Genomic DNA, 23826 nt, shown 5'->3' on the forward strand with positions numbered 1-23826 from the left:
GCTGATCAGAGTATGGCTTTTTTCTGGTGCGTGCGCACCAAAATAGTGCGGATTGTTAGGCAGGTTTGGTTAGTTCAATGCGGAAGGGCGGTGAACGGTGAAGGTGATCGGAGAGCCGGTTTTCACCTGAACTCCGTTTTCATCCACGATGTGGACGCGGGCTTCATGGGTTCCACGGAAGACGTTGTTGACGGTGATCGAGCCAGAAGTACTCTGGCCGACTGGCTGCCCGTCCAGCGTAACTTCGTATTTGTGACCAGGCTGGAGCCCGGGTGTGCTACGGACCTCGAACTGTACGTCGCCACTGCCACTATGGAACGCCTGATTGTTGTCCGGATAGGCGAACGAGACGCTGTCGTAAGCTGCGCCTTCCCGCTGCACTTCTTCGCGCAGCTTTTCGGTTTCCTGAACAACTTCTGGCTTGGGCAATGTGATGGTCGTGACTGGCTTGACCTGGACCGCTTCAGAGCCCTCGCTCGGCTCGTCAGAGTATGTGACGTTGCCGTAGGCATCGACATTTCGGTAAACCTCGGCAGAGACGGGAACCGCAAGCAAAAAGAAAAGGCCGGCAACCAATCCAGACTTTGGACTCATAAGCTCACCTGTTATTGGGTTTCCTCGATTATCGGCGGCGCCCGGAGTCTTTTCAACGCCTGCAGAGCCTGATGTTGGTTACATATCGTTAAGGGCTCCAGGCACTGTGCGGCTGCTCACAAAAAAGCCCCGCACGAAGGCGGGGCTTGTCTGCTTTCCTCTAAAGCGAGGTGTTAGCAGGAGTAGTACAGGTCGAACTCGATCGGGTGAGTGGTCATGTTCAGTTTCTCGACTTCACCGCGCTTCAGATCAACGTAGCCTGCGATCATGTCTTCGGTGAATACGCCACCACGAGTCAGGAACTCGTGATCTGCTTCCAGGCAGTCCAGGGCTTCGGACAGAGTCTCGGCCACGGTCGGAATGCTCAGGGCTTCTTCTTTCGGCAGGTCGTACAGATCCTTGTCCATGGCATCGCCAGGGTGGATCTTGTTCTGAATGCCGTCGAGGCCAGCCATCATCAGCGCTGCAAACGCCAGGTACGGGTTGGCAGACGGATCAGGGAAGCGAACTTCGATACGACGCGCTTTCGGGCTGTTCACATACGGGATACGGATAGAGGCTGAACGGTTACGGGCAGAGTAGGCCAGCATAACCGGAGCTTCAAAGCCCGGAACCAGACGCTTGTAAGAGTTGGTAGAGCTGTTGGTGAAGGCGTTGATGGCCTTGGCGTGCTTGATCACACCGCCGATGTAGTACAGAGCGGTTTCGCTCAGGCCAGCGTAGCTGTCACCGGCAAACAGGTTCTTGCCGTCTTTGCTCAGGGACATGTGAACGTGCATGCCGGAACCGTTATCGCCAACCACCGGCTTGGGCATGAAAGTGGCGGTCTTGCCGTAGGCGTGGGCCACGTTGTGCACGCAGTACTTCAGGATCTGAACTTCGTCTGCTTTGCGGGTCAGAGTGTTGGCGCCAACGCCGATTTCACACTGGCCAGCGGTGCCCACTTCGTGGTGGTGCACTTCGATTTCCAGTCCCATGGACTCCATGGCCGCACACATGGCGCCACGCAGGTCGTGGAGGCTGTCAACCGGCGGAACCGGGAAGTAACCGCCTTTTACGCCCGGGCGGTGACCGATGTTGTTGCGATCGAAATCTTCGCCAGAAACCCAGGCAGCTTCTTCAGAATGGATGTGGTACATCGCACCCTGCATGTCGACGTTCCATTTTACGGAGTCAAACACGAAGAACTCGGGCTCGGGACCGAACAGGGCGCCGTCTGCGATGCCGGTAGACTTGAGGTATTCCTCTGCGCGACGGGCAACGGAGCGTGGGTCACGCTCGTAACCCTGCATGGTAGAAGGCTCTACGATGTTGCAGGTGATGTTTACTGTGGTCTCTTCGGTGAACGGATCGAGTACGGAAGTCTCGTCGTCCGGCATCAGGATCATGTCGGATTCGTTGATGCCTTTCCAGCCCGCGATGGAGGAGCCGTCAAACATCTTGCCGTCTGCGAAAAAGTCTTCATCTACTTCGGTGGCAGGCAGTGTAACGTGCTGCTCTTTACCGCGGCTGTCAGTGAAGCGCAGGTCAACCCATTTGACTTCGTGTTCTTTGATCAAATCAACTGTCTTGGACATTGTGCATGCTCCGTAAGTTATACCGCACAGGCGGCTGTATTCATGTTCGTGGCGCCGGATCGCCCGGGTTACCGGGTTCCGATCTGTTTCTCAGGTTTGCGCAGCTTAGCAAATGCCGTTGCGTCTTACCTGTAAATTTCGGCTGATTTCGATAAAGCAAGGCGCTTGCCAATTTTTAGGGCATGCTCCAGAACGGCGCAACTGCAAGGGTTTGGGGCATATTAGAAGGAAATGATGCGCCCTCCACCGAAAACCTGCACTCAAATGGTGCACCTTGTTGGTGCATTTATGGGGTGGTCGCCCCAATGAGGTGCGAGCCCCCTGTATGAAGAATAGGCGTTTTTCTTCATATTAACGACACAGACTTTTCGCTATACTGCGCGCCGCTTCATTTTTTACCCTGTCTTTCCGGATCAATGATCGGAAAACACCATGCAGGGTGCCGGGCAGCCAGCTCCGGTGAATGAGTTCATTTTACGGATTTGAGACGGCATGTGCTGGGATTCCCCTGCGAACGACCTTCTCAGGTCATTGAGTGCATGCCGCAGGAATATTTTTGTGATTGAGAAACTTCGTAATATCGCCATCATCGCCCACGTTGACCATGGAAAAACCACGCTTGTCGACCAGCTTTTGCGCCAGTCAGGTACGTTGGAGCGCAAAGAGCTCGATAGCGAGCGGGTCATGGATTCCAATGATCAGGAAAAAGAGCGTGGCATTACCATTCTCGCAAAGAACACTGCTCTGAAATGGAATGGCTACGACATCAATATTGTAGACACGCCGGGCCACGCTGATTTCGGTGGTGAGGTTGAGCGGGTTATGAGTATGGTGGATTGCGTGCTGCTGGTGGTTGATTCCATCGACGGCCCCATGCCCCAGACCCGTTTCGTTACCCAGAAGGCATTTGCGGCGGGTCTGCGCCCGATCGTGGTGGTTAACAAGATCGACCGTCCTGGCGCCCGTCCGGACTGGGTTGTAGATCAGGTATTCGACCTGTTTGACAACCTGGGCGCGACCGATGAGCAATTGGACTTCCCGATTGTCTACGCCAGTGCCCTGAACGGCATTGCCGGCATGGATCACGAAAAGCTCGATGACAACATGGATTCCGTATTCCAGGCGATTGTTGATCACGTGCCAGCTCCGAACGTTGATCCGGACGGCCCGTTCCAGATGCAGATTTCCCAGCTGGATTACAACAGCTTCCTTGGTGTGATAGGCATCGGTCGAATCATGCGCGGCAAGATCAAGACCAACTCGCCGGTAACCGCCATTGGCGCCAACGGCAAAAAGCGCAACGGCCGAATCCTAAAGATCATGGGGCATTCCGGTCTGCAGCGGGTCGAGGTGGACGAAGCCCAGGCTGGAGACATTGTCTGTGTCAGCGGTATGGATGAGCTGTTCATCTCCGACACCCTTTGTGACCAGGCCAACGTTGAAGCGCTGCCGGCACTGACGGTGGATGAGCCGACCGTATCCATGACCTTCCAGGTCAACGATTCGCCGTTTGCCGGCAAGGAAGGCAAGTACGTTACCAGCCGGAACATCAAGGAGCGTCTGGAAAAAGAACTGCTGCATAACGTTGCGCTGCGTGTTGAGGAAGGCGACTCTGCCGACAAGTTCAAGGTGTCCGGTCGTGGCGAATTGCACCTCTCAGTTCTGATCGAGAACATGCGACGCGAAAACTTTGAGCTGGCCGTTGGCCGCCCCGAAGTGGTTATCAAGGAAGTGGATGGCGAAAAGCAGGAGCCGTACGAGAACGTCATCGTGGATATCGAAGAGCAGCACCAGGGTGCCGTCATGGAGCAAATGGGGCTGCGCAAGGGCGACCTGACCAACATGGTGCCGGATGGCAAGGGCCGCATGCGTCTGGATTACACCATTCCCGCTCGCGGCCTGATTGGTTTCCGGAATACCTTCCTGACCATGACCTCAGGTACTGGCATCCTTACGTCCACGTTCAGCCACTATGGCCCGATCAAGGTTGGGGACGTTACCAGCCGCCAGAACGGCGTCATTGTGTCGATGGCTACGGGTACCGCGCTGACCTACTCGCTGGAAACCCTGCAGAGCCGCGGCAAGCTGTTCCTGGATCCGGGGCAGGAGATCTATGAAGGGCAACTGTGTGGTATTCATAGTCGGGACAATGACCTGGTGGTGAACCCCACCAAGGCCAAAAAGCTCGACAACATGCGTGCCTCCGGCAAGGATGAAGTCATCGGCCTGGTGCCCCCCATCAAGTTCACGCTTGAGCAGGCGCTGGAGTTTATTGACGACGATGAGCTGGTGGAAGTGACGCCGAAGTCCATCCGGCTGCGCAAGAAGCTTCTGACCGAGAACGAGCGTAAGCGCGCCAGCAAGAAGTAACGTCAGTAAGGGGTCAGATGAACGCTTTCATCTGACCCCGATTTCATTTGCCCCCACTCTATGCCCCTTTCTTTTCGCTTAAGCTAAACTCCCGGTAAATCCTGTAAACGGAGCGTTCCATGCTCACCCTATACCCGGAAATCAAACCCAACGCCCAGCACCGCATTGCGGTTGATCCGCCTCATGAGCTCTACGTTGAAGAAAGTGGGAATCCTGACGGGATACCGGTTCTCGTCGTTCATGGTGGTCCAGGTGGCGGCTGTGAAGACTATCACCGACGTTTCTTCGACGCTGAACGATTCCGGATCATCCTGATGGATCAACGCGGTGCCGGGCGATCTACCCCGCTGGCAGAGCTTGAGGGCAACAGCACGGACAAGCTGGTTGCGGATATGGAAACGGTGCGTTCGTTTCTTGGCATCGACAAGTGGCTTCTGTTCGGCGGAAGTTGGGGATCAACGCTGAGCCTGGTCTACGCCCAAACGCACCCGGAGCGAGTCTCCGGGCTTGTGCTGCGAGGTATCTTCCTTTGCCGTCCCCGGGATATTCACTGGTTTTACCAGGACGGTGCCAGCCGGGTTTTCCCGGACTACTGGGAGGACTTTGAAGCTCAGATTCCGGAAGCTGAACGGGATAATTTGGTCGCAGCCTATTACCGCAAACTGACCAGCACCAATGAACTGGAGCAGATCCAGGCTGCCAAGGCCTGGTCGATCTGGGAGGGCCGGTGCGCGACGTTGCACCCGAACCCCAGGGTGATAGAGCACTTTGGCCATCCCCATGTCGCCATCGCTCTCGCTCGTATCGAATGCCATTATTTCATGAATTCTTCTTTTCTTGAGCCAGACCAGATTCTGCGTGATGCCCACCGCCTGGCGGACATTCCCGGAATAATCGTCCACGGCAGATACGATATGGTCTGCCCTCTGGAGAATGCGCTGGCACTCAGCAAGGCCTGGCCGGAAGCGGAATTCCAGATCATTCGCGACGCCGGCCACTCGGCTTCCGAGCCGGCGATTGTTGATGCCCTCATTCGCGGTGTTGAGTCCGTTGTCGCGAAAACTGAAAAAAGTGCTGGCTGAATCCCGTTTTCAGGGTTGCGGCCCGTAATGGCCACGGATACACTCTTGCCCGACCTTAATGTTCGCCTGTTCAAACGTCCTCAAGGCAGTTGATGAAAGGATTGATCCAGCGAGTTTCGCAAGCCAGTGTTACCGTGGGCGGTGAGCAGATAGCCTCGATCGACAAAGGCCTTTTGCTGTTGCTGGGCGTCGAGAAAGGAGATAGCGAGCGTGAGGCAAGGGAACTTTGCCGAAAAATCCTCACTTACCGTGTGTTTCCCGATGATGCCGGGCGGATGAATCGCAGTCTGCTGGATATCGGTGGTTCCCTCCTTGTTGTTCCACAGTTCACTTTGGCGGCTGATACGTCTTCCGGAACCAGGCCCGGTTTTTCCCTGGCTGCGGAGCCGGATGACGCCAACAGGCTTTACGAATCGTTTGTGGCAGACGCAAGTTCACGCCTGGGGCCGGATAGAGTAGGGGATGGAAGGTTTGGCGCGGATATGAAGGTTGGGTTAACGAATGACGGGCCTGTAACCTTCATGCTTGAGAATAGACAAAGGCGTGAATAGGTCGCTGCACTAGTATCGAGCGCAGGCCGTCATGCTGGCCTGCAATGGTGCCAAAAGAGCTAAAAATGCAGCGCAGTTAATTTGCAAAATGAGAATGATTGTTTAAAAAACCTCCATTATTCAGCACTTTAGGAAGGTCCTGTAAGTGATTGAGCTGTATGGTCCTGGAGTGTTTCAGATTTATTCGAAGAAGAAGAAAAGTTACTTGTGTGTCATCAAGCTGACGCAGGGGTAATGCAGAAACGGCCTCATCCAGCCTGACTGGTGAAGCCTTACAAAATCGGGATAAGAACCCGTCGCTAAAACCTGAGTTAACTCAAAAAGGAAGACGCAACATGAAAAAACGCTCATCGCATCTGCTATTGCAGCCGCCACCTTCTCTGGCAGTGTTTTCGCACAGGCTGAAATGTCAGCGTCCGAGCTGGCGGCCAAGATGGACTCCATGCCTTCTGTATACGGCAACATCCAGTACGTGCTGAAGCACACCAACGTTGATGGCGGTGGCTCCGAGGTTGAGCACGCTGACAACGGTTCCACTCTGGGCGTTAAGCACGACCACCAAATTGCTCCGGGCATCACCGGCTTCTTCAAGTTGGAGCTGGAAGGCATCAATGCTGACGACAAGTCCAGCAGCAGCGGTATCGACTCTCTGGATGAAGCTTATATCGGTGTTAGGGGCGACCACTTTGGTCAAATCTGGGTTGGCTCTGACGACTCCGTTTATGAAAGTGCCATCGTCAAGATCGGCAATTTCCACGAAGTGGGTTCAGATATCTTCGGCAACTACGAGACCGGCGAAGGCGATCTGGTTCAGTACATGTCTCCGTCTTTCGGCGGGGTGACTCTGTCGGCAGCGGTTCAGGTTAATGGTGACGGTGAATCCGCTACTTCTACAGCGCTTGTCGCTGATCCTAACTCACCTTCTGGTTTTGCACTTGAAGAGCAATCAACTAGCGGTGAAAAATCTTACCCCTACCAGCTGGTTGCAACCTATGCTGTAGATGCGCTTGAAGTATCAGTCGGTATGGATAGTAACGACGGCTCTGCTGGTAACAACGAAAACAGCTACGGTCTGACTGCGACCTACAGTGCTGGCGACTTCAGCGTGATTGGCGAATATCAGACCCGCAAAGACGTAAACGACATCGTTGGCGTAATGGGTGTGTACACCATGGGCGCGAACCAGTTCGCTCTGTCTTACCAGATGCTGGAGGACGATGCTTCTGGCGACAAGAAAGACACCGTAATCCTGCAGGCTCTGCACAGCGTGTCTGATCATATGTACGTTTACTTCGAAGGCTACCTGTCTGGTTCAGACGCAGCTAACGAGTACAGCCTGGAAGGCGCCTCTGGCGACGAGCAGTCTATTGCAGCAGTTGGTGCTGTCTACTATTTCTGATCAGCCAACCGGCTAATCCTGTAGTATGAAAACCGGCGACCTCAGGGTCGCCGGTTCTTGCGATTATGAACATGAGAAAAGGTCGTGGAAATGGCAACCGAACTGGAAATCAAGCTCAGTGTTTCTGAAGCTGCCCAGGCGCAGGCTTTGCAGTGGCTTTCAGCCCGCCCCGAGGTTCGACCTGGAAAAAACAAATCCCTGGTCAATCGCTATTTCGACACCCCCAAAGCCGACTTGAATCGCGCCAAAGCCACTTTGAGAATCCGCAAAGCCGGTAATGACTACATCCAGACTCTGAAAACCCGGGGTGAATTTGTCGATGGCGCCCACCGGCGCGAAGAGTGGGAGTGGCCGGTATCAGGTCCGGATCTGGATTTGTCGCTTCTGGAAGACACACCGCTGAATACCGATCTGGATCTCGGCAGTCTGCGGGTGGTGTTTGAAACCAACTTCCAGCGTAACGTGCTCTGGTTGGAAGAGGGGCAGAGTGTCATCGAGATCGCCGTCGATTCTGGCAGTGTGGCTGGCAATGAAGCCAGGTGGCCACTGCACGAGGTGGAGTTTGAGCTGAAAAGCGGTGAAGGCAGGCATTTGGTCGCTCGGGCACTTGAACTGGCCCGGGAAGTTCCCGTTTTTCTGAATCTCGTCAGTAAGGCCGAGCAGGGGTATTTTCTTGCGGGCCTCTACCGCCCGGAGATTGTTTGCAAGACTGAACCGCTAACCGTAACCGAGTTCCTTCAGGCGTTGGGGAGCTGTTGGCTGCTTGACGAGCCCTTCCCAGTCGACCGTTTGGATCTTTCGCAAGTAGCAAATGTAGCTGCTGCCGCGGGGTGCGAGGAGCTTTGGGAGCGTGTGGTCGCTGAGCTGGCTCGCGGATCGACGGTTCGTGATCTTTCCGAAAACGCTATAGAGCTGGGTGTTCTCCAGTTGCAGCTGGCCAGTGCGGGGCAGTAGCTGGCGGATTGTGGAGCCCGGTGGTTTCTAGCCGGGAGACTTGTTTTTTTCTGGCTCTGCTTCGCCCGTTTCCTGAGCGGCGGAGTGGGCTCGCCACTGCTTCAGGAAAACCCGGTATCGCTCCAGGGCTTCCTCCACTACTGACACCTCTGGTGTGTCAGTGGATTTAACAAGCACAATCAATCCCTTGCCTTCAATTTCCTCGTTGGTCGGCGGATGACATATGACTTCATTGTCGTCATCAATGTAAGCGAGCGCAGTCCCTATGCCATGACGCACCAGGGCGCTGACTATGTCCGCCCAGTTCAGGTCGTCCAGCTTCAGCTCGTACCTATGGGGATGGTCGTGCTCGTAGTTGAAAAGATCCTCCAGAACCTTTTCCGAGCCGGGCGCAACCACGGAACGCACCATGATTTCCGGATAAGTTCGAACAGGGCGGATGATGGTCCTCACACCGAGCGCCTTGAAGCGTCCCCGGTTCTGGTCGTTGACGCATTCGACAATGGTGTGACTGCCGAGATTCAACTCCGTCAATCGATGAGCGATGTCGAAAGTCAGGCTATCTGAATAGGGGTCTGCTTCGTCTGCTGCGAGCACGATGATATGTCTGGCACTGCCGGCGTGAACTGCTTTTAGCGCCTCGGGGTCGAACCCTGCACCGTGATGGTGCACGACTCCAATGTCGGAGAGTTCTGTGGGCAGTCCCATCGGAAACTGGCGAGTCAGTATCATGATAGGAATGGTTTCATAGCCCGGGATTTCCCGAATCTGGGAAGCAAACCTCATGAAATACTGCTCGCCCCCGCACTGGGGCGTGTTAACAATAATGATGTGGTCATTCATTTTATAGATCCACCTTCCTGTCAGAATCCGTTCCCGTCGATAGAACCGGTACTCGATATAGTCGCTGACGATCAGGGTCAGCAACGTAATGGAGGTAATAAACATCAGCACAATCGTGCTGAACCGACCGATCATGGTCTGGGGTGCATAATCGCCATAGCCAACGGTGACCAGTGTGGTCATTGTCAGCCAGGCAGCTTCAAATAATGAAAGGTCTTCGGCTGCCCAGATGATCAGAATCTGTACCGAAAGCAGCACGCCCAGTATTGCGAACAGGCGCTTCATTCGGCTCCGAATCAGGCCGCCCATGGGCAGATGGGTTTCCTGATGTTCCGGATTCAATGGGCGGCGGTTTCGTTGCATCCGTGTCGGCGGCCTGTTCAGTTGCGGGGAAGTTCGTTATACAGTACCGGAAATATAACAGAGAGACAGGGGTTTGCATTATGTCCGAGCCGTGGCACAGCCTTCCGAAACCGCTGGCGGATGATGTCGCAGGGTGCTGGAAATCGGTGTTTCCGGAGGGAGTTCCGGCCTGGTTAACCTCAGCGGAAGGTATGGATGACGCGGTGGTGGCTACGGCAATCTCCCGCAGCCTTTTCCTGCGCCAGACACTGGAGCGCCATGCCGGGCAGATTCAGGCCCTGGTGGTTTCCCGTTCGCTGTCGGAGCCGACCACCCCTGAATACCTGCAAGATCGTTGGCAGGATTATCTCTCCGAGGTCGATAGCGAATCGGCGCTGCATTCGGCCCTCAGGCAGTTCCGCATGGAGTCCCAGTTCCGGATTATCTGGCGGGATCTGATGCGGTGGGCGGATCTGGCAGAAACCATGGCGGCGACCAGCGCCTTCGCCGATATCTGTATTGATGGCGCCCTCAGCTGGCTTTACAGCGACGCCTGCCAGCAATATGGCACACCTCGCGGGGCTGATCCGGTGACCGGCAAGGAAGCAGACCAGAAAATGGTGGTCCTTGGCATGGGTAAACTGGGTGGCCGGGAGTTGAACGTTTCCTCGGACATCGACCTCATTTTCGCCTTTCCAAGCAAGGGGGAGACTGTTGGCGGGCGTCGCTCACTGGATAATCAGCAGTTTTTTGTGCGGTTGGGGCAGCGGCTGATCCAGGCACTGGATCAGATAACGGCGGACGGCTTTGTCTTCCGTGTGGACATGCGGCTTCGGCCCTATGGCCAGAGCGGTGCTCTGGCTCTGAGTTTCGCGGCACTGGAGACCTATTACCAGGACCAGGGCCGTGACTGGGAGCGCTATGCCATGGTCAAGGCCCGTGTGGTGGCGGGCGACCAGAGGGCCGGCCAGGTTCTGATGGAGAGCCTGCGTCCTTTTGTCTATCGCAAGTACATCGATTTCAGCGCCTTCGAGTCCCTCCGGAGCATGAAAGCCATGATCGGTCGGGAGGTGCGCCGAAAGGGACTCGAAAATAACATCAAGCTTGGTAGCGGCGGTATCCGCGAAATTGAGTTTGTGGTCCAGGCATTCCAGCTCATTCGTGGTGGGCGGGATCGGGAGCTTCAGCAGCGGGAACTGCTGGTCATCCTGAAGGAACTCGAGGAATTGGAGCTGTTGCCTTCATCGGTGGTGCGTGAGCTGCGCGAAGCCTATGTGTTCCTGAGGAACCTGGAGCATGCGCTTCAGGGTATGGAAGACAAGCAGACTCAACTTCTGCCGGAGGATGAGCTGTCCAGGGCACGGGTTGCCACAATCATGGGGTTCGAGACCTGGCAGGCGTGTGAGCAAAGTCTCACCGAGCACAGGGCACGCGTGGCCACCCATTTTGCCAATATCATCGCCACCGAGGATGAAGAGGATGACGGTGAGAAGTCGCTTGAAGAAGGCTGGTTCGAACTCTGGCTCGCTGAAATGGAAGAGGGCGCAGCCGTCGACTGGCTGAAATCCCGTGGCTATGAAGCCCCCGAGAATACGTTGGCGGAACTGGCGGATCTACGTGACAACCGGACCGTACAGAACCTTCAGACCCAGGGGAGAAGACGGCTCAATCAGTTCATGCCTATGCTGCTTGAGGCGCTTACCCAGGTCGATAACCCCTCCGAAACTCTGTCGAGGGTGTTGCAGCTGGTCGAGGCCATCCTCCGTCGAACCGCCTATATGGTGTTGCTGATTGAGAACCCGGGCGCCTGTACCCAGTTGGTCCGGTTGTGCAGTGAGAGCCCCTGGATCGCCCGGCAGCTCGCAGAAACGCCGCTGTTGCTGGATGAACTCCTTAACGCCGAGAGCCTTTACAGTCCGCCTGCAAAGGCAGAGTTGCAGGATGATCTGCGCCAGCAGATGTTGCGGATTCCGTTTGAGGATCTGGAAGAGCAGATGGAGTCGCTGCGGCATTTCAAGAAGGCCCACATTCTGCGGGTAGCGGCATCGGAGCTAAAAGGCACGTTGCCGTTGATGAAGGTCAGTGATTATCTGACCTGGATCGCAGAGGTGGTTCTGGACCACGTCGTGGACGTGGCCTTCGCCAATCTGGTCAGCCGCCATGGCTACCCAAGAAGGAAAGATGGTTCCGCCTGTGAGACCGATTTCGCCATCATTGGTTATGGCAAGTTGGGTGGGATTGAACTTGGCTACACCTCCGACCTTGATCTGGTATTTGTGCATCAGGCTGATCCGGAGCTGGCGACCGATGGCGAAAAGCCCATCGATAACGCGGTCTTCTACACCCGGTTGGGTCAACGGATTGTTCACATCCTCAATACTCAGACTCCGTCAGGCCAACTCTACGAGGTTGATATGCGCTTGCGGCCCTCTGGCAACTCGGGGCTTCTGGTAAGCACATTACAGGCGTTTGAAAAATATCAGCGGGAAGATGCCTGGACCTGGGAGCATCAGGCGCTGGCACGCGCCCGGGGTGTCGCTGGCTGCAGTGAAACTCTCGAAGCCTTTGAATCCATCCGCCACGATATTCTTTGCCAATCCCGCGACCGTGAAAAGCTTCGCAAAGAGGTGGTCGACATGCGTGAGAAAATGCGCGCCAGCCTCGCCACACCAGAGAACCGGCAGGCCGAGGTGTTCCATATCAAGCATGATACCGGTGGTATCGTTGATATCGAGTTCATGGTTCAGTATCTGATGCTGGCCTGGTGTGCCGAGCATCCGGAGCTGACCCAGTGGTCCGACAATATTCGGCAGATGGAAGAACTCGGCCGCGCCGGTGTGATGGCTGTGGAAGATGCCGAGAAGCTCCGGGAAACCTTCATCGCGCTTCGCTCGACCATCCATCGACGGGCGCTTCAGAATCTCAATAGCCAGGTGGAAGGCGATGCCTTTGCCGAGGAGCGTGACTACATCCGCGCCATGTGGAAAAAAGTGATGATTGATGCCTGAGGCAAATTCAATTCCGGCAGATTTTCCTGCTAGAATGCCGGTTCCCCGAAAAAACGCTTTTTTAGGAGCAATGAAGAATGTCGATGGCTGATCGCGATGGCGTTATCTGGCTGGATGGTGAAATGGTTCCCTGGCGGGAAGCCAAGACGCACGTCCTGACTCACACCCTGCATTACGGCCTCGGCTGTTTTGAAGGTGTGCGGGCCTACAATACCGCGAACGGCCCGGCCATTTTCCGCCTGAAGGAGCACACCGATCGTCTTTTCCGGTCTGCCCACATCCTGAACATGAAAATGCCGTTCAGCAAGGACGAGATCAACGAGGCGCAACGCGCCGCTGTCCGTGAAAACAACCTCGACGAGGCTTACCTTCGCCCGATGGTGTTTCTCGGCTCTGAAGGCATGGGACTGCGAGCAGATAACCTGAAAGTGCACGTGATGGTTGCAGCCTGGAGCTGGCCCTCCTACATGTCCCCGGAAGCAAAAGAAATGGGCATCAAGGTGCGCACATCGTCTTACACGCGCCACCATGTGAATATCACCATGTGTAAGGCCAAGGCCAACGGCAACTACATCAATTCCATGCTGGCGCTGAATGAGGCCATTTCCGGCGGGGCCGAGGAAGCGCTGCTGCTGGACAACGAAGGCTACGTTGCCGAGGGCTCCGGGGAAAACATCTTTATCATGCGTGATGGTGTGCTGCACACGCCTGAACTCACCTCTTGCCTGGAAGGTATCACCCGCGCCACCATCCTGGACTTCGCCCGCGAGCTGAACATTCCGGTCAAGGAGCGCAGGATCACCCGTGATGAGGTCTATATCGCAGACGAAGCCTTCTTTACGGGCACCGCGGCCGAGGTATTGCCGATCCGCGAGCTGGATGGCCGAGTGATCGGCGCCGGCAAACGTGGCCCGGTGACCGAGAAGCTGCAGGGCATGTACTTTGATGCGGTCAAGGGCAAGCTGGCTGAGCACAGTGGCTGGCTGACTCACGTAAAAGGCTGATTCCAGAAAAAGTCGCAAGCCGCCGTTGACTGTTTCAGCCCGGCGGCTTTGTTATTTAACACACCCTGTTTACTGGCGGGACGAGCACATGGCAGACGTTATCAAGGTACCGGTGTCTTTCGGCGAGGTGCTGGACAAAATCACCATCCTCGAAATCAAATCCGAGCGCATCAAGGATGAAGCGAAGGTCAAGAACGTTCGTCTCGAACTGGACGAACTGAGCGCCACCTGGGATGAGGCGGTAAAGGACAAGGCTGCTGAAATTTCCGATCTTCGCAAGCAGCTGAAGGCGGTGAACGAAGAGCTGTGGGTGATTGAAGACGACATTCGTGATCAGGAGGCCGCCCAGGATTTTGGCCCGAAATTTATTGAACTGGCCCGCGCAGTGTACGTCACCAACGACAAGCGTGCTGCCATAAAGAAAGAGGTCAACCTGGCCCTGGGATCACGTTTCGTGGAAGAGAAGTCCTACCAGGACTACACCGCCCGTAAGTGAAGCCCGGGGCAGATTAGCGCTCAAAAACGGCGCCCGCGTCAGGTAGACTCGGGCCCCGTTTCTGGATTGGGCGTTACGTGCGCTTCAACCCACCGATCCAGCATCTCCGTTGCATCCGCCACCGTAATCAGTTCCATTGCCCCCTCGAACTCTGCTTTGGCCCCCCATCGAGCCTGTTCCACCGTTTTATCAGTGAACTTTTCAAGTGCTTCTGGATACCGGTTCACACACCACTCAAGAGAATTGTAGGGGCCTGACCGGTACGGATTGCTGGCGGCAAACAACCCAAGCACATCGGTACCCACTGCACTGGCGATATGTGCCGGTCCGGTATCGGGGGCCACCACCAGGTCGGCGTGAGTCATCAGCGCTGTGAGCTGTTTGAGGGTGTCCTTGCCGCAGATGTTGTGGGCTTTCTCCTTCATCGCGGCTTCAATAGCAGCGCAATACTCGGCCTCGAACGGGGCAGGGCTTCCGACCAGGATCACCTTCATACCGTGCTTTTGAACTGCGTGATCGGCCAGCTGCGCGTAACGCTCGGCAGGCCAGTTACGAAGGGTGTGGCTGGCACAGGGGCTGATCACAAGGTTTCTGCGATCAGGCGCCAGTTGATCGCTGGCAAACTCGTGGTCTGATTCACTCAAGGGAATCTGCCAGCGCGGTGGTGCCGGGTCTAGCCCCAAAGGCTCCAGGAAGCTGGCCAGGCAGTCGCGAACATGCTGTTGCGGAGCCGGTTTGATCCGGCGGTTTATAAACAGACTGTGAAGATCCTTGCTGCGGGCCTTGTCATAACCAATTCTGGTGCGAGCGGGAATACACGCGGCAGCGAGGTTGGCTCTGAATGCCACCTGCATATGCAGCAGTGCGTCGAATTTGCGACCCTGCATCTGCCTGCGAAGCTCGGCGTAGCCTTTGCGTCCGGCCCTCTTGTCGAAAACAATGAACTCAACACCGGGCAGATCACCGATCAGCTTGGCTTCGATCTTGCCGATAACCCAGGTGATCTTTACCCCGGGAAGCTGCTCCTGCAGGCTCAGCACAACAGGTATCACGTGGGTTACGTCACCGATGGCGGACAGGCGAAGAATGCAGATGGAGTTCATCAGATATTGATCCGGTTCAGGTTGTGGCCTGGGGCTGTGGAGCTTAGTCGGCAATCATTGGTAAACTGGCCGCCATTCTAACGCACTCGCGCGTGTCCGTCCTGGCGTGAGCGCGTAAGGTGTGTGTTCTTTCAGTTTCGGTGGCCGGGGACCCAGCATGGTGGAGTCTGAAATCTGTATTCGGGAAAGGGCTTCGGCAATGCTGATTCATCCCGATTATGAGGGCAGGGTTACCCAGGACTGGTTCAATGCCGCCACCTGGGGCGATCAGGCGAGGCCGGTGAGTAGCGGCGGTCGCGGCGGCGCCTGGTTCTTGCAGGCCGGAGAAGACAAGCTGGTGCTTCGCGAATATCGCAGGGGTGGTTTGGTGGCGAAATTTGCCCGATATGCCTATGCCTTCACTCGTGAGGCCGATGTGCGATCCTTTGCTGAATTCCGCCTGCTGAATGCAATGCTCAGCAAGGGGCTTCCCGTACCCCGTCCGGTGGCAGCCTGGTATCGGAAACTGTCACCGATTCAATACCGGGCCGCCATCATCATTGAGCGACTGGAGAACACTTCACCATTAGCTGATCTTATTGCCGAACTGGACGGTGATGCCTGGGAGTCCATCGGAGAAACGATTCGTCGATTTCACGACGCGGGTGTCATGCATGCTGACCTTAACTGCTTCAATGTACTGGTTCGGGGCGACGAATACTTTCTGATTGATTTCGACAAGAGCCGACTTACTGCAGACAGTGCGCCAGCCCGCTGGAAAGAGGCGAATCTTGATCGCTTCTCGCGGTCACTGGTGAAAGTGGCCGGAGAACACGCCCGGGCGAAGGTCTGGAGTTATTTCATGAACGGATATAACAGGGGAATGGCCGCTTGACCAATCCACGACAGGGCGGATCGCTTCCGTCAATACTTTGCCTTACGGATGCCTGCGATCGTCCGGAAACTGAACTTTTTATCGGACTCAGAAAAGCCGGATTTGACCTCGACGTCATGTGTAACCCCAAGGGCAGGAATTATCAGCGTCTTGTCGACGAGGGCATGGTTGCCAGTCCCATGGCCCTGAAGAGTCGCTTCGACAAAGAAGGCACCGAGGCCATCCGCCAACAACTGGCCAAGAAAAATTACGAGGTCATTCATGCCTATAATCCCCGGGCCCTGGCCTGCGGATTACGGGCTTCCCGGGGCACCGATATCAAGATCGTCGCCTATCGCGGTGTGATCGGTAATATCAGCTTTCTCAATCCGGAGTCCTGGATTACCTTCTTGCACCCACGCGTCAGCAAGATTGTCTGTGTCGCCGATGCCATCAAGGATTATCTGGCGAGCCTCCGGCTTTTGTGGATGCACATCCCTGAGCGCAAGCTTCAAAGAATCTACAAGGGGCACGATCTGGACTGGTATCAGTCGCCCAAGGCCGATCTCACCCAGTTTGGTGTTCCCGAAGGTGCCTTCGTGGTGTGCTGCACCGGACGGAATACCCCACGAAAAGGCTTCGATGACCTGATAGAAGCAGTCGACAAGCTGCCTGCGGATGTGAACGTACATTTGCTGCTGGTCGGAGACGTCATTGATAACGAAGAGATTCAGGCGCAGGCCGCTGCCACCTCTCACCCCGAGCGGATCCACTTTACAGGCTACCGCACCGATGCCCCGGCCATCGCCGCCGCCAGTGACGTCTTTGTGCTTCCCTCCAAAGAAAGAGAAGGGCTGCCCCGGGCCGTTATTGAGGCCATGGTCTATGGTGTGACGCCGGTGGTGACCAGTGTCGGCGGCATGCCGGAACTGGTGGAAGACGGTGTCAGCGGTATTGTGGTTCCACCGAAAAATGCCACCGAGCTGTCGGCAGCTATCGAGCGGCTTTACCGCGACAGAGAGCTGTCGGCCAAGCTTGGGCAGGCAGCGCGGCAAAGGATCGCCCAGAATTTTCACACCTCACAGACCGTCAGCGAGACGGGTGAGCTATACAAAACACTCACGGGCAGGGCTTGAATGCGGCGGTATCTGTTTTTTGTCAATCAACCCTATTCCTATTCGATTCTGCGACCGCTGCAGGAAGAGATACTGCGCCGGGGTGACGAAGCGGCCTGGTTTGTCGCGGGTTGCTCAACGGCGCCGCTTCGGTCCGATGAGCGTCGTCTTGGCAGCGTAAAAGAGGTTATGGAATACAACGCCGATGCTACCTTTGTCCCCGGGGACTGGGTGCCCTATTTCTTCCCGGGGATCAAGGTCGAGGTATTCCATGGCATGGCTCGCAACAAGCGCGGCCATAGCAGCGAGGACGAAAGTGATCATTATCGCATTCGCGGATGGTTTGATCTCTACTGCACCCATGCCATGAAAGATACGGAAAAGTTCCGTGAGCTGGCGGCCCAATACCAGCATTTCGGGGTTGCCCACACTGGCTGGCCAAAGCTGGATCCTCTGCTATCGCAGCCTGGTGAGGGGAAGAGAAAGCGCTCGGAAAATGAGCTGCCTGTCGTATTTTTCGCCTCCACGTTCAGCCGCTCCGTTACGTCCGCTCCGGATCTGGTGGAGAAAATCGGCGAACTGTCCCGGAATGGTCGGTGGAAGTTCATTGTAACCCTGCACCCAAAGATGGATCCTGCGGTAGTGGATCAGTATCGCGAGCTGAGCGGCGATAACCTCCGTTTTGTCGAAAGCGATGAGGATCTGTTACCCCTGCTTCCGCAGGCAGATGTGATGCTGTGCGATACCTCGTCCATCATGTTCGAATTCATGTTCCTGGATCGCCCGGTGGTTACCTTCAGGACGAAAATGCCGGGCCCCTATCTGATCGACGTCCACGAAGTTGAGGACGTCGAGTCAGCCCTGGAAGAAGCAGTGCAGTATCCCGACACCCTGATGCAAGAAACACGAGCCCTTTGCGACCAGTTGCACAGCTTCAGGGATGGTCGCTCCAGCGGACGGGTACTGGATGCGGTTGAGGATTTCCTGATCAACAAGCGAGGCGAATTGAAACGCAAGCCGATGAATCTGTTGCGCAAACTGAAAGTCAGACGCCGTTTGCGCAAGGAACTTGCACGCATGGCACCGGAAAGCTCAGGATAGATTCTTCGAAGGTCCAAACCGGGAAACGAGTGATTTGAACTGCGCCGCCAGTCCTATTAACGTCTTTGTTGCGAGCACGCCCCTCCAACTGATCAGTTGCTCCGAGGCTCGCTACCATTATGGCTGCAGCGCTGAAACCACGCTTCTTGTCATTGCCAGGCCTGATAACCGGGAGACCGAGGGGCAAATGGCTTTTCTCGCCGAGGCCCTGGGCTGGCAGGGCATCGAAACCATCTATCTTAAGAAAAGTTCGTTTTATCTGCGTCTGGGGGCGGTCGCCAAGGGTCTTTCGCGACGCAAAATCGAAAGGTTGTTCATCGGGAACAAATCCAGCTGGATCCACGAAGTGTTCTATCGGGGATTCGACAGCGAGCAGCTGATTTTTGTGGATGATGGCCTGGCGACAGTAACCTACTACCATGCCATTCATGATGAGGGGATCGCCTCCCGGATCTCACCGGCCAAGAAACGGCTCCTCAGAACCATGGGTATCCGGATTCACCGCGTTGTTCCGGATGTGATCGCCTTCTTTACCTTCTTTCCGTTACCGAGCTCCGGGCTCGTTCAGGTGCAGGTTCACGATTTTCCGGTGTTTCGTAGAACCTTTAAAACATCAGCCCGTGACAGCAGCCAGACGCCCATGGTGGGGTTCCTTGGCCAGCCCTTTGGTGGTGAGGATCGGCTTGCGCAACTGAAATTGCAAATTCAGCATATGGTGGAACGTCATCCTGATAGCCGCGTCGTGTACTTTATGCATCGAAAGGAAAGCCGGGAAGAGTTGGAGGCCTTGCTGGCGGAATTTCCGCTCGAGATACGGCAGGCCGGTCGTCCGATAGAAGTGGAGGTAGCCCTGTCCGGAGAAACGTATCTGGCGTTCTACAGCTTTGCTTCGACCGCTCTGTTTACCCTGAAAAAGATTTTTCCGGAGATCCGGGTGTTCCAGATTGATGACGCCGCACTGGGCGCGCGGCTACCCTATTACGAGGAAATACGGTGTATGTTCAGGAGCATCGGTGTGGAAACGACGCTCCTCCGGGGATCACGAGTCTTCAAAGCGGGCCGGCCGGTCCAGAGTCCATAACCCCGCATACTTATTGAAGGTTACCTGCGCATAGGTCACGGCCGTCAGATAACCCACAGCGCCATCCAGAAAACCGAACCGAATAAAGTACACCTGCACAAACGTCATGAGGCCCCGCAAAGTAGGGTAGATCATGGTTCGGGTTTTCTTGCCTTTACGATGCTTCTCCAGAGAGCCAAGCCAGGCGTATTTCGCGCTTTTCTCCAGCGAATGGCCGAAATCCCGGTGTGTGTAGTGCGTCAGGCGGCCTCTAAGGGTTTTGGTCTTGCGCCCCGATGGAATCAGTATCCGCTCATGTACCAGAGCGTCTGAAAAGCTGACGCCTTCCCTACGGAACAGCCGGAGCGGGGCTCGACCGCTGCGGCCGAAATCCAGGCGGCTGCCGTAAATCGTTACCGCCCAGGGAAGCTTGTAGGCGTCCGCGTCAGGATCTGCCAGGTGATCGTTGATCTCCCGTGCCAGCTCCGGTGTGACACGTTCATCGGCATCCAGTGACAGCACCCACTCTCCGGTCGCTTTCTCGAGAGCGCGCTGTTTCTGGATGCCAAACCCCGGCCAGTCAGTCACTTCAACCACATCGGCCAACTCTCTGGCCAGTTCCACCGTCCGGTCAGTACTGCCGCTGTCCAGAACAATAATTTCGTCGGCAACCAGCCTTGCGGATTTCAGACAGTCGGTAATATGGTCTTCTTCGTTTTTCGTGATGATGGTCGCTGAAACCTTGCGGGCCCTGTTTCGAACGTATGAGGCGCTTAACTCTGTGAACATGGCCGAGGCGATTGACGCATTAGCCAGTAGGTAGAAGGTCAGGAACAGGGTTCGATTGAACGTGGCTTCTGTAAGCCCGAACAGGAAGTAGCCGATGGAGACCATGCAACCAGCCGCCGCAAGGTGGGCTGTGGCTGAGTGTCTGCTAGTCAGGTTACGGGCAAAGATGGCCAAAGGAATGAAAATCAGCAGGGCCCAGCTGAGAATGCCCGGAATACCGCTGGTGGCAGCATTATTGAGCAGGTCGTTGTGAGCGTGCCCGGTGCAACAGTCGAGGAAGTGCGCTGGCAGATTGCCGGCCGCGACTTCTGCCTCAATGCGGTGGGTATACCCCCCCAGACCTGCCCCGGACCAGGGGCTTTCTCCAAGCATGTTCAGTGCCTGTTCCCAGACCTCCAGACGGATTTCCATTCCTGAGTCCAGGTGGCCGTCATGGAGCAAGCCATTGAGCGAATTCGACATGCGGTCGCTGGTAATAATTGCGCCGGCGACGAGAGCTGGCACAACGATCAGTCCGGCAACGCGAAGCCTTTTTCTGAGTAGTGGTACTAGCGCAACCAGAAGAAATGGTAAGGCGACCAGGTTGCTGCGGGTCTCCGACAGCATCGAAATCAGGACGGCAGCCGTTCCACCGATAAAAAACAGTATCGCCAGCCCCAGCCGTTTGTCGCGGACAAAAAACATGGCGCCAACGATGGTTAACATCCCCCCCAGAAGAGCAAGATTTCCAAAGCTGATGGGGTTAATTCCGCCACCAAAACGGGAGTTCATCACCTGACCAAGGGCACCCTGGCGGGCAGCGATGGTCACGAGAAATATCCCGATGACAGATACGGAAACCAGTCCTATGGCCGCAAACGTCGTGCGTGCGCCGACCCGCGCATAGCTGATGGCAATGATCAGAGGCCAGAACAGGATAAACCGGGCGTGCGTACCAAACGTTTTTCCACCCTCGTAGTCAAAGCCTTCCAGGGCCCAGGACAGAAAGCTCACCAGTACGAAGAACCAGAAGGAAAAGTGCAGCAACCTGAGCTCTTTGGGCTTGTCCCAACCGGTTTTGTACAGAGATTTCCTGGCACTGAGCACCATTCCGGCAATGGCGAGCAACAGAGTGGCGCCGGCCAGGATGCTCGACGACAGGAGCGCGCCGCCAAGCCCGATGATCAGCAGTGCATGGAGGGCCAGTGTCGGGTTCAACATACGCGATCCGGGTTATAGGGATTGATTTCGCCGGGCGGTCGATGGCGCATGCGTTTGTATTCCCACTGATATTGCTCAGGGATTTCCCGCACGCATTGCTCGATGGCGTGATTCATTGCTGTGGTTGCGGCAACAGGGTCTTTGTCTTCGAGGCCCGGGCCAGTCTCCCGAACGACAATCCGGAACCCGGAGGCATCGGGCAGGCGCTCGGCGTAGGTGATCAGCACGTTGGCGCCGGTACGCTGGATCAGCTTGGATACCAGCGTCATGGTTTTCACTTCCATGCCGAAGAAAGGCGCGAAGGCATTGCCTTTGCCCCGGGGTGACTGATCCGGCAGGATCCCTGCGACACCGCCTTCCCGCAGAATAGAGGCGAGCCGGGCCAGACCCCGACGGTCGCCCCTGACCAGTTCCGAGCCAAGGCGCCCACGCACCTTGATCATGTAATCTTCGAACTCGGGCATATTCGGCGGGCTATAAAGGGCTGCCATTTTGTAGCGGGATGAGAAAAACAAACCCGCCAGTTCCCAGTTGCCGAGGTGCGGTGCAAGGAGAATCAGGCCCTTGTCTCCAGCCATGGCCTCGTCGATCAGGTCCAGCCCCTCGGTTTCCCGGATCAGACCCAGGCATTTCTCTACCGGCCACTCCCACATCAGGGGGACCTCGAGCATGGTCATGCCGGTCTGGGCCAGCGAACTTTTTGACATAGCCGCGCGTTCGGTGTCTGAAAGCTCTGGGAGGCAGATGGACAGGTTAATATCGGTGACCTGACGCGACTTGGTGGGCAGTCGCCATACCAGATAACCCACGAACCGACCCACCCGCTGGGCGCCGGCAAGAGATAACCAGCCGGCAATCCTGAGCAGCCCGGCAATGACGAAATACTTGAGCTTGCTCATTTGCGGCCGTACCGATCCTCGTAGCGGACGATGTCATCCTCACCCAGGTAGGAACCCGACTGGACTTCGATCAGTTCCAGATCGATGACCCCCGGATTCTCCAGCGAATGCACCTGGCCAACCGGAATGTAGGTGGACTGGTTTTCGGTGACCAGATAGGTTTTCTCACCGTTGGTGACCCGGGCGGTGCCACTGACCACGATCCAGTGCTCGGCGCGATGATGATGCATCTGCACGGAGAGCTTGGCTCCGGGTTTTACCGTGATGCGTTTGACCTGATAGCGGGCGCCGTTGTCGATGGAATCGTAAACACCCCAGGGCCGGTAGACTTCCCGATGGTTCATGTGTTCGTGGCGGCCATCGGTTTTGATTCGTTCCACTACGGTTTTGACGTCCTGGACACTGTCTTTGTGGGCAACCAGCAGGGCATCCTTGGTTTCGATAACTACCAGGTTGTCCACGCCAACGGTGGCCACCAGCCGGCTATCGGCACGGACCAGGGTGTTGGCTGTGTTGTGGGTAATCACGTCGCCAGTCAGGCTGTTGCCGTCGGCGTCCTTGTCACTGACTTCCCAGAGCGCGGACCAGGAGCCGATATCGCTCCAGCCGGCATCCAGGGAAACCACCGCGGCCTTGTTCGTCTTCTCCATGACGGCGTAGTCCACCGAGTCCGACGGGCATTCCGCGAAGCGCTCGGCATTGATCCGGGTGAAGTGAAGGTCATCGGCTGTATCTGCGATGGCGGTACGGCATGCGGCGAGGATATCCGGGCGATGGGTTTCCAGTTCCTCAAGGTACTGGCGGGCACCAAACAGGAACATCCCGCTGTTCCAGAGGTACTCGCCGGAATCCAGGTAGCCATTGGCGGTCGCCTGGTCCGGCTTTTCGACAAATTTGTCCACCAGGTAGCTGTCAGGGCCCAGTTCGGTGCCCCGGTGGATATAGCCGTAGCCGGTTTCCGGATGGTTCGGGACAATGCCGAAGGTGACCAGTTTTCCTTCCCGCGCCAGCGGAATAGCCTTCTTCACCCCTTCCTGAAAGGCGGTAACGTCCTTGATGAGGTGGTCCGCTGCCAGCACTAGCATTAGGGGATCGTCGGCGCCGTTTTCTGTTGCCTCTGCCAGCTGTAACGCAGCCAATGCGATTGCCGGGGCTGTATTGCGGCCGCAGGGCTCCAGAATGATCCGCGTCTCTTCGTGGCCGGATTGCCGCATTTGTTCAGCAGCCAGGAACCGGTGTTCCTCGTTGCAAATCAGAAGAGGGTTTGCTGCATCCATGCCCTCAAGCCGCGCAACGGTGGCCTGCAGCATCGACAGGGGGCCGTTGGTCAGTTTCAGGAACTGTTTCGGATTCAGCTGGCGCGACATTGGCCAAAGGCGTGAGCCGGTACCGCCAGCCATAATGACGGGGTGAATCATCTGTACACTCCGGGCTTGAGTTAAAGAATGCCAAGAAAAACATCAAAATCAGGCGCGTCATCTTATCA

19 protein-coding genes are annotated in these 23826 nt (G+C 56.2%); 12 read left to right on the forward strand and 7 right to left on the reverse strand.

All coding sequences use genetic code 11. The features are described 5' to 3' along the window. Positions 1 to 69 precede the first annotated feature (69 nt). Both SIC15_RS03845 and glnA read right to left on the reverse strand, forming a co-directional pair. The gene (locus SIC15_RS03845) at positions 70 to 594 is read right to left on the reverse strand and encodes a DUF4124 domain-containing protein (RefSeq protein WP_412537097.1); all 525 of its coding nucleotides are present in this window, start codon (positions 592 to 594) and stop codon (positions 70 to 72) included. A gap of 173 nt (positions 595 to 767) precedes the next feature. Continuing rightward, positions 768 to 2171 carry a glutamate--ammonia ligase gene (gene glnA, locus SIC15_RS03850; RefSeq protein WP_069185107.1) on the reverse strand — a complete coding sequence of 468 codons (1404 nt, stop codon included), beginning with the start codon at positions 2169 to 2171 and terminating at the stop codon, positions 768 to 770. A gap of 558 nt (positions 2172 to 2729) precedes the next feature. On the opposite strand from glnA, the gene typA reads away from it, so the two are divergent. The 5 genes from typA (at position 2730) to SIC15_RS03875 (ending at position 8527) form a co-directional block, all read left to right on the forward strand. Continuing rightward, a complete protein-coding gene (gene typA / locus SIC15_RS03855; protein ID WP_412537098.1) occupies positions 2730 to 4541 on the forward strand; it encodes a translational GTPase TypA in 1812 nt (603 codons plus the stop codon). A 119-nt stretch (positions 4542 to 4660) separates the two neighbouring features. Further along, complete coding sequence (pip, locus tag SIC15_RS03860; RefSeq protein WP_273085656.1) at positions 4661 to 5623, forward strand: prolyl aminopeptidase; 963 nt, start codon at positions 4661 to 4663, stop codon at positions 5621 to 5623. Positions 5624 to 5715: 92 nt separating this feature from the next. Continuing rightward, complete coding sequence (dtd, locus tag SIC15_RS03865; RefSeq protein ID WP_136630002.1) at positions 5716 to 6174, forward strand: D-aminoacyl-tRNA deacylase; 459 nt, start codon at positions 5716 to 5718, stop codon at positions 6172 to 6174. Positions 6175 to 6580: 406 nt separating this feature from the next. After that, positions 6581 to 7573 (forward strand): porin, encoded by a 993-nt coding sequence (locus SIC15_RS03870; RefSeq protein WP_412537099.1) that lies wholly within the window; start codon positions 6581 to 6583, stop codon positions 7571 to 7573. 90 nt (positions 7574 to 7663) lie between these two features. Then, positions 7664 to 8527: a CYTH domain-containing protein gene (locus SIC15_RS03875; protein ID WP_136631263.1), complete on the forward strand. Its 864-nt coding sequence runs from the start codon at positions 7664 to 7666 to the stop codon at positions 8525 to 8527. 27 nt (positions 8528 to 8554) lie between these two features. Here the strand turns inward: SIC15_RS03875 and SIC15_RS03880 are convergent, their stop codons facing one another. After that, on the reverse strand, positions 8555 to 9733 hold the full coding sequence (locus tag SIC15_RS03880) for a potassium channel family protein (RefSeq protein ID WP_136631262.1): 1179 nt from the start codon (positions 9731 to 9733) through the stop codon (positions 8555 to 8557). Between the two features lie 80 nt (positions 9734 to 9813). On the opposite strand from SIC15_RS03880, the gene glnE reads away from it, so the two are divergent. The 3 genes from glnE (at position 9814) to SIC15_RS03895 (ending at position 14220) form a co-directional block, all read left to right on the forward strand. Continuing rightward, positions 9814 to 12720, forward strand: a complete 2907-nt coding sequence (glnE, locus tag SIC15_RS03885; RefSeq protein ID WP_412537100.1) for a bifunctional [glutamate--ammonia ligase]-adenylyl-L-tyrosine phosphorylase/[glutamate--ammonia-ligase] adenylyltransferase — start codon at positions 9814 to 9816, stop codon at positions 12718 to 12720. A gap of 77 nt (positions 12721 to 12797) precedes the next feature. Further along, positions 12798 to 13724: a branched-chain amino acid transaminase gene (locus tag SIC15_RS03890; RefSeq protein ID WP_069185114.1), complete on the forward strand. Its 927-nt coding sequence runs from the start codon at positions 12798 to 12800 to the stop codon at positions 13722 to 13724. Positions 13725 to 13812: 88 nt separating this feature from the next. After that, entirely contained in the window at positions 13813 to 14220 is a 408-nt protein-coding gene (locus tag SIC15_RS03895; RefSeq protein WP_069185115.1) for a DUF6165 family protein, read from the forward strand. 38 nt (positions 14221 to 14258) lie between these two features. Here SIC15_RS03895 and SIC15_RS03900 read toward each other — a convergent pair whose 3' ends face one another. Then, on the reverse strand, positions 14259 to 15323 hold the full coding sequence (locus SIC15_RS03900) for a glycosyltransferase family 9 protein (RefSeq protein WP_136631260.1): 1065 nt from the start codon (positions 15321 to 15323) through the stop codon (positions 14259 to 14261). Positions 15324 to 15480: 157 nt separating this feature from the next. On the opposite strand from SIC15_RS03900, the gene SIC15_RS03905 reads away from it, so the two are divergent. The 4 genes from SIC15_RS03905 to SIC15_RS03920 all read left to right on the forward strand — a co-directional run bounded on the left by SIC15_RS03905 (position 15481) and on the right by SIC15_RS03920 (position 19473). Then, complete coding sequence (locus tag SIC15_RS03905) at positions 15481 to 16197, forward strand: 3-deoxy-D-manno-octulosonic acid kinase (protein ID WP_305967117.1); 717 nt, start codon at positions 15481 to 15483, stop codon at positions 16195 to 16197. Between the two features lie 116 nt (positions 16198 to 16313). After that, positions 16314 to 17312 carry a glycosyltransferase family 4 protein gene (locus SIC15_RS03910; RefSeq protein WP_412537101.1) on the forward strand — a complete coding sequence of 333 codons (999 nt, stop codon included), beginning with the start codon at positions 16314 to 16316 and terminating at the stop codon, positions 17310 to 17312. Beyond that, positions 17313 to 18392: a CDP-glycerol glycerophosphotransferase family protein gene (locus SIC15_RS03915; protein ID WP_349343823.1), complete on the forward strand. Its 1080-nt coding sequence runs from the start codon at positions 17313 to 17315 to the stop codon at positions 18390 to 18392. A 34-nt stretch (positions 18393 to 18426) separates the two neighbouring features. Continuing rightward, entirely contained in the window at positions 18427 to 19473 is a 1047-nt protein-coding gene (locus SIC15_RS03920; protein WP_412537102.1) for a hypothetical protein, read from the forward strand. Here SIC15_RS03920 and SIC15_RS03925 read toward each other — a convergent pair. The 3 genes from SIC15_RS03925 to SIC15_RS03935 are packed head-to-tail and all read right to left on the reverse strand — an operon-like array spanning position 19432 to position 23758. After that, positions 19432 to 21441, reverse strand: a complete 2010-nt coding sequence (locus tag SIC15_RS03925; RefSeq protein WP_412537103.1) for a glycosyltransferase — start codon at positions 21439 to 21441, stop codon at positions 19432 to 19434. The genes SIC15_RS03920 and SIC15_RS03925 overlap by 42 nt on opposite strands. Beyond that, entirely contained in the window at positions 21435 to 22340 is a 906-nt protein-coding gene (locus SIC15_RS03930) for a lysophospholipid acyltransferase family protein (RefSeq protein ID WP_412537104.1), read from the reverse strand. Before SIC15_RS03930 ends, SIC15_RS03925 begins: the two co-directional genes overlap by 7 nt. Beyond that, entirely contained in the window at positions 22337 to 23758 is a 1422-nt protein-coding gene (locus SIC15_RS03935) for a mannose-1-phosphate guanylyltransferase/mannose-6-phosphate isomerase (RefSeq protein ID WP_412537105.1), read from the reverse strand. Before SIC15_RS03935 ends, SIC15_RS03930 begins: the two co-directional genes overlap by 4 nt. Positions 23759 to 23826 lie beyond the last annotated feature (68 nt).

The sequence above is a fragment of the Marinobacter sp. MIT932201 genome, assembly GCF_047123295.1.
Taxonomy (GTDB): Bacteria; Pseudomonadota; Gammaproteobacteria; order Pseudomonadales; family Oleiphilaceae; genus Marinobacter; species Marinobacter salsuginis.

Coding starts and splice junctions, on each gene's coding strand:
- SIC15_RS03935 (WP_412537105.1), bottom strand. CDS start 23,758: ATGATTCACCCCGTCATTATGGCTGGCGGTACCGGCTCACGCCTTTGG.
- glnA (WP_069185107.1), bottom strand. CDS start 2,171: ATGTCCAAGACAGTTGATTTGATCAAAGAACACGAAGTCAAATGGGTT.
- dtd (WP_136630002.1), top strand. CDS start 5,716: ATGAAAGGATTGATCCAGCGAGTTTCGCAAGCCAGTGTTACCGTGGGC.
- SIC15_RS03915 (WP_349343823.1), top strand. CDS start 17,313: ATGCGGCGGTATCTGTTTTTTGTCAATCAACCCTATTCCTATTCGATT.
- glnE (WP_412537100.1), top strand. CDS start 9,814: ATGTCCGAGCCGTGGCACAGCCTTCCGAAACCGCTGGCGGATGATGTC.
- SIC15_RS03905 (WP_305967117.1), top strand. CDS start 15,481: ATGGTGGAGTCTGAAATCTGTATTCGGGAAAGGGCTTCGGCAATGCTG.
- SIC15_RS03925 (WP_412537103.1), bottom strand. CDS start 21,441: ATGTTGAACCCGACACTGGCCCTCCATGCACTGCTGATCATCGGGCTT.
- SIC15_RS03870 (WP_412537099.1), top strand. CDS start 6,581: ATGTCAGCGTCCGAGCTGGCGGCCAAGATGGACTCCATGCCTTCTGTA.
- SIC15_RS03930 (WP_412537104.1), bottom strand. CDS start 22,340: ATGAGCAAGCTCAAGTATTTCGTCATTGCCGGGCTGCTCAGGATTGCC.
- SIC15_RS03875 (WP_136631263.1), top strand. CDS start 7,664: ATGGCAACCGAACTGGAAATCAAGCTCAGTGTTTCTGAAGCTGCCCAG.
- SIC15_RS03890 (WP_069185114.1), top strand. CDS start 12,798: ATGTCGATGGCTGATCGCGATGGCGTTATCTGGCTGGATGGTGAAATG.
- SIC15_RS03900 (WP_136631260.1), bottom strand. CDS start 15,323: ATGAACTCCATCTGCATTCTTCGCCTGTCCGCCATCGGTGACGTAACC.
- SIC15_RS03895 (WP_069185115.1), top strand. CDS start 13,813: ATGGCAGACGTTATCAAGGTACCGGTGTCTTTCGGCGAGGTGCTGGAC.
- SIC15_RS03845 (WP_412537097.1), bottom strand. CDS start 594: ATGAGTCCAAAGTCTGGATTGGTTGCCGGCCTTTTCTTTTTGCTTGCG.
- SIC15_RS03910 (WP_412537101.1), top strand. CDS start 16,314: ATGTGTAACCCCAAGGGCAGGAATTATCAGCGTCTTGTCGACGAGGGC.
- SIC15_RS03880 (WP_136631262.1), bottom strand. CDS start 9,733: ATGCAACGAAACCGCCGCCCATTGAATCCGGAACATCAGGAAACCCAT.
- pip (WP_273085656.1), top strand. CDS start 4,661: ATGCTCACCCTATACCCGGAAATCAAACCCAACGCCCAGCACCGCATT.